This is a genomic window from Novispirillum itersonii (assembly GCF_014205675.1).
In the GTDB taxonomy this organism is placed as follows: domain Bacteria; phylum Pseudomonadota; class Alphaproteobacteria; order Rhodospirillales; family Rhodospirillaceae; genus Novispirillum; species Novispirillum itersonii_A.
In genome coordinates this window covers 120,790-135,959 of record NZ_JACIIX010000009.1, presented here as the reverse complement: position 1 = coordinate 135,959, position 15,170 = coordinate 120,790, and the positions used below count along the sequence as shown (strand labels likewise).

At 63.7% G+C, this 15,170-nt stretch carries 10 protein-coding genes; 8 read left to right on the top strand and 2 right to left on the bottom strand.

Annotated elements, in window-relative coordinates; all coding sequences use genetic code 11:
* Positions 1-31: 31 nt before the first annotated feature.
* Complete coding sequence (locus FHS48_RS12740) at positions 32-1,696, bottom strand: NAD+ synthase (RefSeq protein WP_184263946.1); 1,665 nt, start codon at positions 1,694-1,696, stop codon at positions 32-34.
* Between the two features lie 270 nt (positions 1,697-1,966).
* Here FHS48_RS12740 and FHS48_RS12735 point away from each other — a divergent pair, with 270 nt between their 5' ends.
* Both FHS48_RS12735 and FHS48_RS12730 read left to right on the top strand, forming a co-directional pair.
* Complete coding sequence (locus tag FHS48_RS12735; protein WP_184263945.1) at positions 1,967-2,392, top strand: DsrE family protein; 426 nt, start codon at positions 1,967-1,969, stop codon at positions 2,390-2,392.
* Positions 2,393-2,406: 14 nt separating this feature from the next.
* On the top strand, positions 2,407-3,003 hold the full coding sequence (locus FHS48_RS12730) for a rhodanese-like domain-containing protein (protein WP_184263944.1): 597 nt from the start codon (positions 2,407-2,409) through the stop codon (positions 3,001-3,003).
* Positions 3,004-3,172: 169 nt separating this feature from the next.
* Here the strand turns inward: FHS48_RS12730 and FHS48_RS12725 are convergent, their stop codons facing one another.
* Positions 3,173-4,573, bottom strand: a complete 1,401-nt coding sequence (locus tag FHS48_RS12725; RefSeq protein ID WP_184263943.1) for a class II 3-deoxy-7-phosphoheptulonate synthase — start codon at positions 4,571-4,573, stop codon at positions 3,173-3,175.
* 541 nt (positions 4,574-5,114) lie between these two features.
* On the opposite strand from FHS48_RS12725, the gene FHS48_RS12720 reads away from it, so the two are divergent.
* From FHS48_RS12720 to FHS48_RS12695, 6 genes are all read left to right on the top strand, one after another.
* Positions 5,115-6,437, top strand: coding sequence for an OmpP1/FadL family transporter (locus FHS48_RS12720; RefSeq protein ID WP_184263942.1), 1,323 nt, complete (start codon positions 5,115-5,117; stop codon positions 6,435-6,437).
* A 240-nt stretch (positions 6,438-6,677) separates the two neighbouring features.
* Complete coding sequence (locus tag FHS48_RS12715; protein WP_184263941.1) at positions 6,678-8,408, top strand: long-chain-fatty-acid--CoA ligase; 1,731 nt, start codon at positions 6,678-6,680, stop codon at positions 8,406-8,408.
* A gap of 489 nt (positions 8,409-8,897) precedes the next feature.
* Positions 8,898-10,586, top strand: coding sequence for a methyl-accepting chemotaxis protein (locus FHS48_RS12710; protein ID WP_184263940.1), 1,689 nt, complete (start codon positions 8,898-8,900; stop codon positions 10,584-10,586).
* Between the two features lie 374 nt (positions 10,587-10,960).
* Positions 10,961-11,350 carry a MerR family transcriptional regulator gene (locus FHS48_RS12705; RefSeq protein ID WP_221443499.1) on the top strand — a complete coding sequence of 130 codons (390 nt, stop codon included), beginning with the start codon at positions 10,961-10,963 and terminating at the stop codon, positions 11,348-11,350.
* A gap of 252 nt (positions 11,351-11,602) precedes the next feature.
* Positions 11,603-12,745 carry a thiolase family protein gene (locus tag FHS48_RS12700; RefSeq protein WP_184263939.1) on the top strand — a complete coding sequence of 381 codons (1,143 nt, stop codon included), beginning with the start codon at positions 11,603-11,605 and terminating at the stop codon, positions 12,743-12,745.
* 29 nt (positions 12,746-12,774) lie between these two features.
* Entirely contained in the window at positions 12,775-15,117 is a 2,343-nt protein-coding gene (locus FHS48_RS12695; protein WP_184263938.1) for a 3-hydroxyacyl-CoA dehydrogenase/enoyl-CoA hydratase family protein, read from the top strand.
* Positions 15,118-15,170: the final 53 nt, after the last annotated feature.

Here is a 15,170-nt window from a genome sequence, read left to right as displayed (position 1 = left end):
CTACAGATCAGAAAAAAGGAAAAAGACCGGATCAGCGCGGGCCGACGTAGGCGTTGGTGATCGGGTAGCGCCGTTCCCGCCCGAAGGCGCAGCGGGTGATCTTCACCCCCGGCGGGGCCTGACGGCGCTTGTATTCCGCCCGGTTGAGCAGACGCCACACCCGTTCTACCACCGCCGACTCATAGCCGGTCTGGCTGACGATCTCCGACAGATGCTGACGGCGCTCGATCAGGCGTTCAAGGATATCATCCAGCACCGCATAGGGCGGCAGGCTGTCTTCGTCCTTCTGGTCCGGGCGCAGTTCGGCGGTCGGCGGCTTGGTGATCACCCGGTCCGGCATCACCGCGCCCTGCGGGCCCAGCGCCCCGGCGGGGGTGTTGGCATTGCGCCAGCGCGACACCGCGAACACCATGGTCTTGTAAACGTCCTTCAGCACCGCATAGCCGCCGCACATGTCGCCGTACAGGGTGGCGTAGCCGGTGCTCATCTCCGACTTGTTGCCGGTGGACAGCACCATCGGGCCGAACTTGTTGGACAGCGCCATCAGGCTGACGCCCCGGGCGCGGGACTGAAGGTTCTCTTCGGTGATATCGGACGGCAGACCGCTGAAGAAGCTGCCCAGCATCTGGTCAAAGGCGGTCATCGCCGGAATGATGTTGACCGTATCCAGACGGCAGCCCAGCAGCCGCGCCACCTCCGCCGCGTCTTCCAGACTGTCGTCGGAGGTATAGGGCGACGGCATCATCACCGACCACACCCGGTCCGGCCCCAGCGCATCGGCGGCAACGGCGGCGGCCAGCGCACTGTCAATGCCGCCGGACAGGCCGAGAATCACCCCCGGGAAGCCGTTCTTGCCGACATAATCGCGCAGGCCCAGCACCATCGCCTGATAAACCTGCTCTTCCCGCGATCCTTCCGCCGCGAGGGTGGATGGCACACAGGACCAGCCCTGCGGCCCCTTCCGCCACTCGGTGACGGTCAGGCTTTCCTGCCACGACGGGGCACGGTGACGCAGGGCGCAGTCGGCATCCAGCACAAAGCTGGCCCCGTCAAACACCAGCTCATCCTGCCCGCCGACCTGATTGACGTAGATCAGCGGCAGGCCGGTTTCCTTGACCCGGGCGGCGGCGTGGCTCAGGCGTTCATCGCCCTTGTCCAGCTCGAACGGCGATCCGTTGGGGATCACCAGCAGTTCCGCCCCGGTCTCCGACAGGGTTTCCGCCACATCGGTATACCACATGTCTTCGCAGACCATGATGCCAAGGCGGACGCCGCGCACCTCCACCGGGCCGGGATGCGGACCGCTGGCAAAAACGCGGATTTCATCAAACACGCCGTAGTTCGGCAGGTGGTGCTTCAGCACGGCGGCCTTGATCTGCCCACCATCCAGCACCAGCGCGGCGTTGTAGCTGTGGCCGTCCTTGCGCCACGGGCTGCCGACAATCAGGGCCGGTCCGCCGTCGGCGGTTTCCGCCGCCAGCGCGTGGACCTGCTCCTCGATGGCGTCCATGAAGGCAGCCCGGTAAATCAGGTCTTCCGGCGGATATCCGGACAGCACCAGCTCGGTACAGACCACCACATCGGCACCCTGTGCCGCTGCCTGCGCCCGCGCCGCCCGCACCCGCGCCACATTGCCGCTCACATCCCCGACCACCGGGTTCAACTGCGCCAGCGCAATCCTCAGGGTCTCGGCCATCGCCAGACACCCCCTTTATCCTGCCTCAGACACCCCGGCCAACCGCCGGAAAAACAGAGGTCGAAGCTAGGGGGGTGTGGCGGCGATGTCAACGCGTTGCAGCACGGTCGGTTCAGGACACCCTGTTCCACCACATCGTTCCGGTGAGGCGGCACGTTCCCGCCGCACTGCAACAACGGCAGGAGCTTCAGTCCGATTGATAATTAGCAATGACGAATATAACGTCCCCCGATACTGTCCCCGGCAGTCGATCACCGGAAGGAAACTGCCATGCGCTCTTTATTGTCCGCCCTTGCCATCGGCACCATCGCCGCCACCGCGACCCTGCCCGCACAGGCGGCGGAAAAACTGTTCATCACCGTCACAACGGCTGAACCGCAGGTGCAGGGCATGGCCATGGTCCTTGGCATGGAAGCCCGCAAACGCGGAACCGACGTGCGGATCCTGCTGTGTGGCCCCGGGGGCGACCTTGCCCTGAAAGGGGCAGAAATGCCGCCCCTGAAACCGGCCGGAAAAACGCCCCAGCAGATGTTGCAGGGCCTGCTGGCGCAGGGTGCCACCGCAGAGGTCTGCGCACTTTACCTGCCCAACAGCGGCAAAACCGCCGACACCCTGATTGATGGTGTCAGCCCGGTGACGCCGCCGGTAATCGGCGATTACATGATCCAGCCCGACGTCCGCTATCTCGCCTTCTGAGACAGGAGCCAATCATGCCCAACCGAATCCGTTCCCTGTTTCTGGCCGCGGCCATCACCTTGGCCGCGCCGGTCTGCGTTCAGGCCGCTGACCGCCCGGCTGAGGCGGGGGCACAGGTCAAGTCCGACCTCTATGTCACCGCCACCGAAGCCTGGGCCCTGATGCAGGCAGACCCGTCGGTGGTGCTTGTCGATGTCCGGGATCCGGTGGAGGCGATGTTCACCGGCTTTGCCTCCGACACCGATATTCACGTTCCTTACATGATGGCCGACCGCAGCAGCCTGAACGCCGAAAAGGGCACCTTCGCCATGAAGGTCAATCCGTCCTTCGCCACTGAAATGGAGGCCAGACTCGCCGCCCTCGGTGCCGACCGGGCCACCACCAAGGTCATTTTCATGTGCCGCTCCGGCAGCACCCGCAGCGCCCCGGCGGCTGATCTTCTGCATGCCCGCGGCTGGGCCCGGACCTACACCATGGTTGACGGTTTCGAAGGCAACACCCGCAAGGACGGCCCCAGTAAAGGGGTCCGAGACGTGGACGGCTGGCGCAATGCCGGTCTGCCGTGGAGCTACAGACTGCCGTCCGGGGTCGTCTATGTCGCCGCCCCCTGACCGGAACGGCGGAAGAAAGGCGGAACACGGGCCGATGGTGAAGGTGTAAGGGCCAGCCCCCTCCCCGGTTGCTCCCCGCCCCGGTTGTTCCCCGTCCCGGTTCCTGCCCGTTGACGCAAAAAGGCCCCGCCGGAGCGGGGCCTTTTTCAGGAAAACAGGGGCGGATCCGTTACGCCAGAGCGGCGACGCGGGTCCGTTCTTCCTTCAGGGCCTCGGCCACCAGGAACGCCAGTTCCAGCGACTGCGCCGCGTTCAGGCGCGGATCGCAGAAGGTGTGGTAGGCGTCGCCCAGACGGGCTTCGGTGATTTCCTGCGAGCCGCCGATGCATTCGGTGACATCGCGGCCGGTCAGTTCAAAGTGCAGGCCGCCGGCATGGCTGCCTTCGGCGCGGTGGACGGCGAAGAAGGCCTTCAGTTCCGCCAGAATGCTGTCGAAGGACCGGGTCTTGTAGCCGTTGGCCACCTTGATGGTGTTGGCGTGCATCGGGTCGCACGACCACACCACCTTGCGGCCTTCCGCCTGCACGGCGCGGATCAGCGCCGGCAGCTTCTCCTGCAACGGACCGGCGCCCATGCGGGTGATCAGGGTCAGGCGGCCCGCCTCGTTCTGCGGGTTCAGGGCGTCACAGAGGCGCAGCAGGGTTTCCGGGGTGGTTGACGGGCCGACCTTGACCCCGACCGGGTTGCCGACACCGCGCAGGAATTCCACATGCGGGCCGGTCAGGTCGCGGGTGCGCTCGCCGATCCACAGCAGGTGGGCGGAACAGCAGTACCAATCCCCGGTGGTGGAGTCGACACGGGTCATCGCCTGCTCGTAGGGCAGCAGCAGCGCCTCGTGCGAGGTGTAGAAGTCGGTCTTGCGGATCTGCGGCACCCGGTCACCGGTCAGACCACAGGCTTCCATGAAACCGAGGGTTTCCTGAATGCGGTCGGCCATTTCCTGATAGCGGGTTGACTGCTCGGCGCTGACGAAGCCCAGAGTCCACTGGTGCACCTTGTGCAGATCGGCGTAACCGCCCTCGGCAAAGGCGCGCAGCAGGTTCAGCGTCGCCGCCGCCTGATTGTAAACGCGCAGCATGCGCTGCGGATCGGGGATGCGGTCAGCCGGGGTGAAATCCGGGCCGTTGATCATGTCACCGCGGTAGCTCGGCAGTTCGACGCCATCAAAGGTTTCGGTCGGGGCGGAGCGCGGCTTGGCGAACTGACCGGCCATGCGGCCGACCTTGACCACCGGGCAGGCGGCGCCGAAGGTCAGCACCACCGCCATCTGCAACAGCACGCGGAAGGTGTCGCGGATGTTGTCGGCGCGGAATTCGGCGAAGCTTTCGGCACAGTCGCCGCCCTGAAGCAGGAAGGCCCGGCCTTCGGCCACTTCGGCGAGGTGCTTCTTCAGGTTGCGCGCTTCCCCGGCGAACACCAGCGGCGGCATCACCTTCAGGGTTTCTTCGGTATGGGTCAGGGCCGCAGCATCCGGATAGGTCGGCATCTGAAAGGACTCAAAGGTCTTCCCATCCCGAATGGCGGCATCGACGATGCTTCTCCAGCTTTCAGGGGTCCAGGTGCCGGTCATGGCTGTCTTCCTTTGTTATCCGAACAGATACTGTTTTCTGATCCAAGACTGTCCGCCGTCTGGCGGGGAATCAGCTATACGCCGCACCGCGCCGCGTTGCAACACGCCGGGGCGGGTGCGATAAAAAAAGCCGCATTCTTTCGGCGCGGGTTCATTCGTTCTGCCGCACGAAAGAATATTACCCCACAGGACAGATTATGTTGATTCCGCATAGGTCATCCTGATGACACAGGAAATATGACAGCAGAGTTTCACCGCCATGAAAGCGCATGCACCGACCCCATACTGACGTATAGGTCAACGAGACTCCCAATACCGCAGGTTGGTCGTAAGCACAGTTTATTTCTTTGAAAAATATCAATAAACCGCAAATGCGAACATTTCTCGCAGATGCAACACAGACTCAGCATGACGCATACGTCATCTAAAAAACCTTGACGTGACCCAATCCGTGAATACCGTAGAGGCAATGGCTGCCATAACCAAAACAAAGGCTGCCGCTCCAACGAAGCAAAAACGAATTTCTTGGGAGGTTTTCCGTATGCGTCGTTTTCTTATGGGCGCCACAGCCGTCTCTGCGCTGGCGCTGGTCTCCGGGCAGGCTTTTGCCTCGGGCTTTCAGCTGAAGGAACAGGCCGCCGCCGGACAGGGCCGCGCCACCGCCGGGGCCACCGCCTCTGCCGAAGACCTGTCGACCATCTTCTTCAACCCCGCCGGGATGACCAATCTCTCCGGCAACGGGTTTGAGGTGAACAACAACTACATTGTTCCCTCCGCCAAGTTCAAGAACGGCGGGTCGACCACCTACGGCGGCGGTGCCGCCACCGGCAGCAGCGGCGGTGATGCCGGTGGGGGGGCGCTGGTGCCGTCGCTGTACGGCATGTATTCGGTCAACGAAAACCTGAAGCTGGGCATCGGCATCAATGCCCCCTACGGCCTGACCACCGAATATGACAACGGCTGGCAGGGCCGCTACCACGCCCTGAAGTCCGAGCTGAAAACCCTGAACATCCAGCCGTCGGTGGCCTACCGCCTCAGCAACCTGATCTCGGTCGGGGCCGGGCTGAACTTCCAGCGTGCCGAAGCCGAACTGACCAACGCCGTTGACCATGGCCGCATCATGGCCGCCCTCGGCATGCCGGGGGCCTCGCCGGGGTCGCAGGATGGGGTGACCAAGCTGGAAGGTGATGACTGGGGCATGGGCTTCACCGCCGGCCTGACCATTCAGCCGACCGACACCACCCGCATCGGGGTGTCCTACAAGTCGCGGGTGGATCATACCCTTGACGGGGAAATCACCCAGAGCAACGTCCCCACCTACGCCAACGCCGCCGTTGCCGCCGCCTTCCGCAACACCGCCGCCACCGCCGACCTGACCACCCCGGACGTGATCAGCATCGGCATTCATCAGGACATCACCCCCCAGTGGTCGGTGATGGCCGATGCCGCCTGGACCAACTGGTCGGTGTTTGATGAACTGCGCGTCAAGCGGGCTGATGGCGGGGCGGACTCGGTCAAGGAAGAAAACTGGAGCGACACCTGGTTCCTGGCCCTCGGCACCCGCTATCAGGCGACCAAGGACCTCGACCTGAACTTCGGTATCGCCTACGACCAGACCCCGGTCTCCGACACCTACCGCACCGCCCGCATCCCGGATGCGGACCGTACCTGGCTGTCCGCCGGTCTCGGGTATACTCTGCTGGAAGGCGTGCGCCTGAACGCCGCCTACACCCACATCTGGGTGGCGGATGCCACCATCAATGACTCCACCCGCTTCGCCCTGAACGCCAGTACCGACAATCTGCGCGGTACCTACGACAGTGCGATTGATATCTTCACGCTGGGCCTGACCGCCAAGTTCTGAGGCTGCGGCCGGTCCCGCGTTCCGCCGGTACGGCGGGGCGGGACCGGCCTTTTCTTACCCCAGACCCTCAAGCAGACTTTAGCACTCTTCCAATCCACCGTAACGATCCGGTCCGCAGGCCTTTCCGGCACGGTTTCCGCAGATCGGCGGTGGTGATCCGTGGTATTGTCGGTGGATGGGCCCGATGGCCCGCCCGGCAGCACCCTTCCCCGATTTTCTTGTCAGCAGACAGGTGTTGCGATGACCTCTTCCATCACGGCAACGCCCGCGGCCCGGCCGGACCACCGGCACAACGCCCCGCAGGTCGACTGGGACAGCCCGATCACGCCGGAGCCCGCCTTTGCGGCGCTGGACCGGTCCGTCGCCCGCCATGGCCCCCGCCCCTACCTTAACTTTCTCGGCCGGGTCTGGACCTATGCCGAAACCGCCGACCTGATCAACCGCGCCGCCAAAGGCTTCCAGAAGATGGGCGTGCGCAAAGGTGTCAGCGTCGGCCTGTGCCTGCCCAACTGCCCCTATTACCCGATCGCCTATTTCGGCATCCTGAAGGCGGGCGGCACGGTGGTGAACTTCAACCCGCTGTATGTGGAACGGGAAATCGCCCATCAGGTGCGCGATTCCGGCACCCGCATCATGGTAACGCTGGACCTGAAGCAGATTTACCCCAAGGTGCAGGCGGTGATGAATGATCCGTCGACGCCGCTGGAACGGGTGGTGATCTGCCCGATGCGTGACGTGATGCCGACCGTGCTGGGGGTGCTGTTCCGGGTGTTCAAGCGCTCGGAACTGGCGGAGATCCCCAACGATCTGCAACACGCCTCCTTCACCCAGCTGGTGGACAACGACGGTAAATTCACCGTGCCGGAGATTGACCCGCTGAATGATGTCGCCGTGCTGCAATACACCGGCGGCACCACCGGTGTGCCGAAAGGGGCGATGCTGACCCACGCCAACCTGTCGGCCAACACCGATCAGGCCCGCCGCTGGTTCCCCGGGGTCAAGGCCGGGGAAGAAAAGGTGATGGCGGTCATCCCGTTCTTCCACGTCTTCGCGATGACGGCGATCCTCAATTTCGGCACCGCCGCCGGGGCGGAGCTGATTTTGCTGCCCCGGTTCGAGCTGGAGCAGTTCCTGAAGGCGATCCACAAGTACCGCCCGACCCTGATGGCGGCGGTACCGACCATTTTCACCGCCATCCTCAATGCCAAGGACCGCGAAAAGTACGACCTGTCGGCCTTCCGCTTCTGCATTTCCGGCGGGGCCCCGCTGCCGGTGGAAGTCAAACACCGATTTGAAAGCCTGACCGGCTGCCGTCTGGTGGAAGGCTATGGCCTGTCGGAAAGCAGCCCGCTGGCGACCTGCAACCCGATTGACGGCCCCAACAAGGACGGGGCGATCGGCGTGCCCTTCCCCGGCACCACCATCACCATCCACTCCCTCGACCACCCCGACCGCGAGGTTGAGCCCGGCGAAAAGGGCGAGGTCTGCATCAGCGGGCCGCAGGTGATGAAAGGCTACTGGAACCGCCCCGAGGACACCGCCCAGACCATCCGCGACGGCCGCCTGCACACCGGCGATGTCGGTTACGTCGATCCCGACGGCTTCATCTTTCTGGTCGACCGGATCAAGGATGTGATCATCGCCGGGGGCTATAACGTCTACCCCCGGGTGATCGAGGAAGCCCTGTACCTGCACCCGGATGTTGCCGAGGTGGTGTGCATCGGCATCCCCGATCAGTACCGCGGGCAGGCGCCGAAGTGCTTTGTGCGCCTGAAATCCGCCGCCGGAGAGGTCAGCCCCGACGATCTGAAGGCGTTTCTTGGGGATAAAATTTCACGCATCGAAATGCCAAAAGCGATTGAGATCAGGGACGAACTGCCCAAGACCATGGTTGGTAAGCTGTCGAAGAAAGAACTGGTTGAAGAAGAAAAACGACGGCTGGAGGCGGAAAAAGCCAACGCCCCGCTGTGAGATAAACCCGGAAAGCCCTGCGATTGCAGGGCTTTTTTTCTGAATCCATCCTCTGCGAAGGGGGCACAAGGTTTGGCGGGCGGAAACACCATAACCCTTTCAATACAGATGCTTTTTCTGTAACGGACCGGAGCTTTCTCGATCAGCCTCCCCCTCCGCCATATCGCCTCATTCGCAACAACAGACAGCCCGGCTCCACGCCGGGCTTTATTGTGCCGATTACACTAAACTTTCTATCTAAGACTTTTAATTTATCATTTTACTCCTGACAGAACCTCATTCCGACCGAAGATATTCCACAATAGTCATCCATAAAAATGATTTATGCGGGGCAATTATGAAATAAATGGCGAATGATTATTGATAAACAAAATTCAATGTGCAGTATCCACATAAAATATAACAACAAAATGATATACAGACCCATCCTATAGAACGCCAAAAAGAAACCCCTCCCCCCGCCCCCTGTTTTACAGAGCCCCACCCCCCATGAACAACATCAGTATCCGTCTCAAAATTCTCCTGATCCTGTCGTCCCTCGGCATCATCAGTATCCTTGGGTCGGTTTATGCCGGCTCCATGATGCGTTCCATCAGCACCGGCTACAGCGCCCTGATCTCGCAGGAAGCAAAGGCCGCGATCATCAGCGCCCGGGCTGAACGGATGCTGCGGGTGATGATCGGTACCGCCTACAGCCTTGCCCTTGAAACCGATGAATCCGGTAACGACTGGAAGCTGGATGTCTCTGACCGGGCCCAGCAGGATTATCGCAACGCCCTGGAAGAACTGCGGCAGGAAGTCCCTTCCCTGAAGGCCCGTATTGATGAGGCCGGGACCCTTGCCGATTCCGCTTTCAAAACCTGTAATCCCCTGATCCGGCAGGCGGCACAAAGCAGCGGAGCCGATCAGGCTTACCGCGCCGGGATTGCCCTGAAGAATTACTGCGAACTCGGTATTCTGAAAGCTTACGAGGCCCAGAAAAGCCTGACAGACCATCTGTACGACACCTGCGCCGAGCAGGTTGCCATCCTGAAGACTGACAGTAACGTCACCACCCTGCTGTCGATCGCCGTCGTTCTGGGGGGTACCCTGCTGACCGCCGCCCTCGGCCTGTGGATGTCAACCACTAAGATCGTCCGCCCCCTGACCGCGCTGGCCGGGGTGATGAAACGCCTGTCGGAAAATGACCTGACCGCCGAGGTGCCGGACCGCGACCGCGGCGACGAAGTCGGCCTGATGGCCCGCAGCGTCGAAGTGTTCAAGGAAAACGCCGTCGAGCGCCAACGGGTGGAAGAGCAGATCCGGAAAGATCAGGAACAGCGGGAGCAGCGCGCCGTCGCCATCTCCGCCCTGACCGCAGACTTTGACCGTTCCGTCAGCAGCGTGCTGGAAACCGTCGCCGGGGCCAGCACGGAGCTGGAAGCCACCGCCACCTCGATGGCGGCAGGCGCCGAGCAGACCACCCGTCAGGCCACCACGGTTGCCTCCGCCACCGCCCAGGCGTCCGGCGCGGTGCAGACCGTCGCCAGCGCGGCCGAAGAGCTGTCGGCCTCCATCCGCGAAATTGGCCGTCAGGCGGAAGATGCCAGCAGCGTCGCCGCCAGCGCCAGCGCCGATGCCGCCAAGGCCGATGAGACCGTGCGCGGTCTGGCCGCCACCGCCGCCCGCATCGGCGACGTGATCAGCCTGATCAACGATATCGCCAGCCAGACCAACCTGCTGGCCCTGAACGCCACCATTGAGGCCGCACGGGCAGGAGACGCCGGAAAGGGCTTTGCCGTCGTCGCCAACGAGGTGAAAAACCTCGCCAGCCAGACCGCCAAGGCCACCGACCAGATCGCCACCCAGATCACCGATGTGCAGACCCAGACCCAGCTGGTGGTGGATGCCATCCGCCAGATCGTGCGGCGCATTGACGACATCAGCCATATCTCCACCGCCATCGCCGGGGCCGTCGAGGAACAGGCGGTCGCCACCGCCGAAATCGCCGACAACGTGGCGCAGGCCTCGCAGGGGACCGGCCTGATCTCGTCGAGCATCGGCGATGTCACCGAAGCCGCCGCCAGCACCGGGGCTGCCTCCCAGCAGGTTCTGGTCTCAGCCCAGTCCCTGTCCAGCGAGGCCGAACAGCTGAAATCCATCGTCACCATTTTCCTGCACGACGTGCGGACGGCTTGATTTTTAGTGTTGGGCCCCTCAGGCGGCGGGCGCGGGCGTCCGCCCGCTTGCCTTACGCGCGAATGGTCGCGCGGGCGCTCAACGCGCCAGTCGGCCCTTCGGGCCTCCGGTTGCTTCCCCCCCTTGCCCGCCCCTGTCGGTACCCTGCCGTCAGGGGCTTTTTCTATCCTTCCGTCCCCCATCTGCCGCTGCGACAGCAGGGTTCCGCCGATGCTGCCTCATCTTCCCCTTACGGCAGGGATCTCTCCTCTCGTTTTTTGCACTGCACTTGTGCTAGGGAAAGGAATGTTAGGACTTGACCATGACGTATACGTCACCCATTATACGGTTAGGTCACTGACAGAGAGTCGCCACCCCATCCACGGGAGCATCCCTTGAGCGAGCAATTCTACACAGTGACCGAACTGGCGGACGAACTGGGGACCACCCCCCGGGCCGTGCGCTTTTATGAGACCAAAGGGCTGTTAAAGCCGCGGCGGGCCGGATCGACGCGTATCTACACCCACAAGGACCGGGCGCGTCTGGTGCTGATCCTGCGCGGCAAGCGGCTGGGCTTCAGTCTGGCCGATATCAAGGAATACCTCGATCTGTACGTGGTCGACACCACCCAGACCGAACAGCTGACCCTGTTGCAGGGCAAGGTTCAGGCCCGTCTGGCCGACCTGCGCAAGCAGCAGGAAGATCTGGAACAGACCCTGTCGGAGCTGAGCGAAATCAACCTGCTGGTTGAAGACGCCCTGCGGAACAAAATGGCGGGACAATAATCCCGCCGGTCCACCCCGTTCCCCGCCACTCCGGCGCTTCCTGTTCCTGCCCCTGACCCCTTCCCGCCACGCGCGGGCAGGTTTGCCACCGACCAACCCCCGGGGGCCACCCGGCCTTTTCGGGGGACGTCACCATAGGGAACACCCCCCGCCGGGTACACACCCACCGGGACACCACCGCAGGGGGAACGGCCGCCGGGTCCGCAGGGACCCGCCAGCGCGGCCCGTCATCGGGAAACGGAGTGAGATGGTATGAAGAACGTGGTTATCGCCGGTTATGCCCGGTCGCCCTTCCACCTCGCCAACAAGGGCGGCCTGACCAAGGTGCGGCCGGAAGATCTGGCCGGACAGGTGGTGAAGGCGCTGGTGGAACGCACCGGGGTGAAGGCGGAAGATCTGGAAGACCTGATCGTCGGCAATGCCTTCCCCGAAGGGGAACAGGGCTTCAACGTTGCCCGGATCATCGGTTTTGTCGCCGGTCTGCCGCTGTCGATGGGGGCGGTCACCGTCAACCGCTTCTGCGGGTCGTCGATGCAGGCGGTGCATCAGGCCGCCGGGGCGATCCAGCTCGGGGCCGGGGATGCCTTCCTGTGCGCCGGGGTGGAAAGCATGACCCGCGTGCCGATCATGGGCTTCAACCCGATGCCGCATCCGGGGCTGTACAAGTCCTATCCGCAGGCCTTTGTCGGCATGGGCGACACCGCTGAAAATCTGGCCGCCAAATACCAGATCAGCCGCGCCGATCAGGAAGCCTTTGCCGCCGCCTCCCACGCCAAGGCCGCCAAGGCGCAGGCCGAAGGCCGCTATGACGCCGAGATGGTCACCATCACCGACGCCAAGGGCACCCAGATCAGCACCGACGGCTGCATCCGCCCGGAAACCACGGCGGAAACGCTGGCCGGTCTGAAGCCCGCCTTCAATGCCGAAGGCACCGTCACCGCCGGAACCTCCTCCCCCCTGACCGATGGGGCCGCCGCCGTTCTGGTGTGTTCGGAAGACTACGCCATGAAGCATGGCCTGACCCCGCTGGCGCGGATCAAGAGCGTTGCCGTCTCCGGCTGCGCCCCGGAAATCATGGGCATCGGCCCGGTGGAATCCACCCGCAAGGCGCTGGCCCGTGCCGGTCTGACCGTTGCCGATATCGACATCATCGAGCTGAACGAAGCCTTCGCCAGCCAGTCGCTGGCCTGCATCCGCGATCTCGGCCTGCCGCTGGACCGCATCAACCTTGACGGCGGCGCCATTGCGCTGGGGCACCCGCTGGGCGCCACCGGGGCCCGCATCGTCGGCAAGGCCGCCAGCCTGCTGAAGCGGGAAGGCGGGCGCTACGCCCTTGCCACCCAGTGCATCGGCGGCGGTCAGGGCATCGCCACCGTTCTGGAAGCCGTGGCGTAACCGGCACCGGACGGGAAGGACCGAAACCAATGGAAACGACCATCAAAAAAGTCGCCGTCATCGGCGCGGGCGTGATGGGGGCCGGCATTGCCGCCCACGTCGCCAATGCCGGGGTGCCGGTGGTGCTGCTGGATATTGTTCCGGCCGGGGCCACCAACCGCAATACCATCGCCGAAACCGCCGTCGAAAAGATGCTGAAGGCGGATCCGGCCCCGTTCATGTCCAAACGCTGCGCCCGCCTGATCACCACCGGCAACATCGAGGACAACCTCGACCTGCTGGCCGACTGCGACTGGATCGTCGAAGCGGTGATCGAACGGCTGGACATCAAGCAGGACCTGTACAAAAAGGTCGATGCCGTCCGCAAGGCCGGGTCGGTGGTGTCGTCCAACACCTCGACCATTCCGCTGGACCAGCTGACCGGTGGCCTGTCGGACGCCTTCAAGGCCGATTTCTGCATCACCCACTTCTTCAACCCGCCGCGCTACATGCGCCTGCTGGAGATCGTGCAGGGCCCGCAGACCCGGGCTGACGCCATCAGCACCGTGTCGGCCTTTGCCGATGTGCGGCTGGGCAAGTCGGTGGTGATGTGCAAGGACCGCCCCGGCTTCATCGGCAACCGTCTGGGCATCCTGTGGATTCTGGCCGCCACCGTCGAAGCCATCGACAACGGCCTGACCGTGGAAGAAGCCGATGCCATCATCGGCCGTCCGTTCGGCATCCCCAAAACCGGGGTGTTCGGCCTGATGGATCTGGTCGGGCTGGACCTGATGCCGCATGTGCTGGCGTCGATGGTCGGGTCCCTGCCCGCCGGGGATACCTTCCATATCCTCAACCGGGACCTTGACCTGATCAAAAAGATGATCGCCGACGGCTACACCGGCCGGAAGGGCAAGGGCGGCTTCTACCGCATCAACAAGGCCGGTGGCGGCAAGGTGAAGGAAGCGGTCGATCTGAAGACCGGGGAGTACCGGGTTTCCGTCAAGCCGCAGCTGGCCTCGATCTCCGCCGCCACTGAGGCCGGGAAGAAGGCCGCCGCCGCCCTGCTGGCCCATCCCGACAAGGGCGGGGTCTACGCCCGCCGCGTCATGGCCCGCACGCTGGCCTATGCCGCCTCCCTCGTGCCCGATGTCACCGACAGCGTCGCTGATATCGACGAGGCGATGCGCCTTGGCTACAACTGGAAATTCGGCCCGTTCGAGCTGATCGACAGCATCGGGGTTGATGCCCTGATTGCCATCCTCAGCGCCGAAGGGATGGAGGTCCCGCCGTTCCTGACCGCCGCCGTTGGCAAGACCTTCTATAAGGTCGAAGACGGCAAGCGGTATGAGCTGCGCCTTGACGGATCCTATGCCGAGCTGAAGCGCCCCGATGGTGTGCTGATGCTGGAAGACATCAAGCGCACCAGCAAGCCGCTGCTGAAGAACGGTTCCGCCGCCCTGTGGGATATCGGCGACGGTGTGGTCTGCCTTGAGTTCACCTCCAAGATGAATGCGCTGGATCCCGAGATCCTCAAGCTGATCGGGCAGGCGGTGAAACTGGTGCCGCAGAAGGGCTACAAGGCGCTGGTGGTGTATAACGAGGGGTCCAACTTCTCGGTCGGGGCCAACCTCGGGCTGGCGATTTTCGCCGCCAATATCGCCGCGTGGCCGATCATCGAAGAGATGGTCGAAGGCGGGCAGAAGGCCTATATGGCCCTGAAGCGCGCCCCGTTCCCGGTGGTCGGTGCCCCCAGCGGCATGGCGCTTGGCGGCGGCTGCGAAATCCTGCTGCACTGCGATGCGGTGCAGGCCCACGCCGAGACCTACATGGGTCTGGTCGAAGTGGGCGTCGGCCTGATCCCCGGCTGGGGCGGCTGTAAGGAAATGCTGCACCGCCTGTCCAGGTCCAAGGTGCTGCCGCGCGGGCCGATGCCCGCCGTCGCCAAGGCGTTTGAAACCATCTCCACCGCCACCGTTGCAAAGTCGGCAATGGATGCGCAGGAGAAGAGCTTCCTGCGTGAGACCGACGGCATCACCATGAACCGCTACCGCCTGCTGGCCGATGCCAAGGCCAAAGCGCTGGCGCTGGTGGAAGGCTACGCCCCCGCCGAGCCGATCGAGTTCCGCCTGCCCGGTCCGTCCGGCAAGGTGGCGCTGGAAATGGCGCTGGGGCAGTTCCGCCGCATGGGCAAAGCCACGCCGCATGACGAGGTGGTGTCGATGCAGCTGGCCGGGATCCTCTCCGGTGGGGCCACCGACCACACCGAAGTGCTGAAGGAAGAGGACATTCTGGCGCTGGAACGCAAGGCGTTCATGACGCTGGTGCGCCACCCCGGCACGCTGGCCCGCGTGGAACACATGCTGCTGACCGGCAAGCCGCTGCGCAACTGATGATCCGGACGGGGTGAGGCTGCCGCCCGGCCCTCCCCCGCTTTCCGTCACCC

Coding starts and splice junctions, on each gene's coding strand:
- FHS48_RS12740 (WP_184263946.1), bottom strand. CDS start 1,696: ATGGCCGAGACCCTGAGGATTGCGCTGGCGCAGTTGAACCCGGTGGTC.
- FHS48_RS12735 (WP_184263945.1), top strand. CDS start 1,967: ATGCGCTCTTTATTGTCCGCCCTTGCCATCGGCACCATCGCCGCCACC.
- FHS48_RS12730 (WP_184263944.1), top strand. CDS start 2,407: ATGCCCAACCGAATCCGTTCCCTGTTTCTGGCCGCGGCCATCACCTTG.
- FHS48_RS12725 (WP_184263943.1), bottom strand. CDS start 4,573: ATGACCGGCACCTGGACCCCTGAAAGCTGGAGAAGCATCGTCGATGCC.
- FHS48_RS12720 (WP_184263942.1), top strand. CDS start 5,115: ATGCGTCGTTTTCTTATGGGCGCCACAGCCGTCTCTGCGCTGGCGCTG.
- FHS48_RS12715 (WP_184263941.1), top strand. CDS start 6,678: ATGACCTCTTCCATCACGGCAACGCCCGCGGCCCGGCCGGACCACCGG.
- FHS48_RS12710 (WP_184263940.1), top strand. CDS start 8,898: ATGAACAACATCAGTATCCGTCTCAAAATTCTCCTGATCCTGTCGTCC.
- FHS48_RS12700 (WP_184263939.1), top strand. CDS start 11,603: ATGAAGAACGTGGTTATCGCCGGTTATGCCCGGTCGCCCTTCCACCTC.
- FHS48_RS12695 (WP_184263938.1), top strand. CDS start 12,775: ATGGAAACGACCATCAAAAAAGTCGCCGTCATCGGCGCGGGCGTGATG.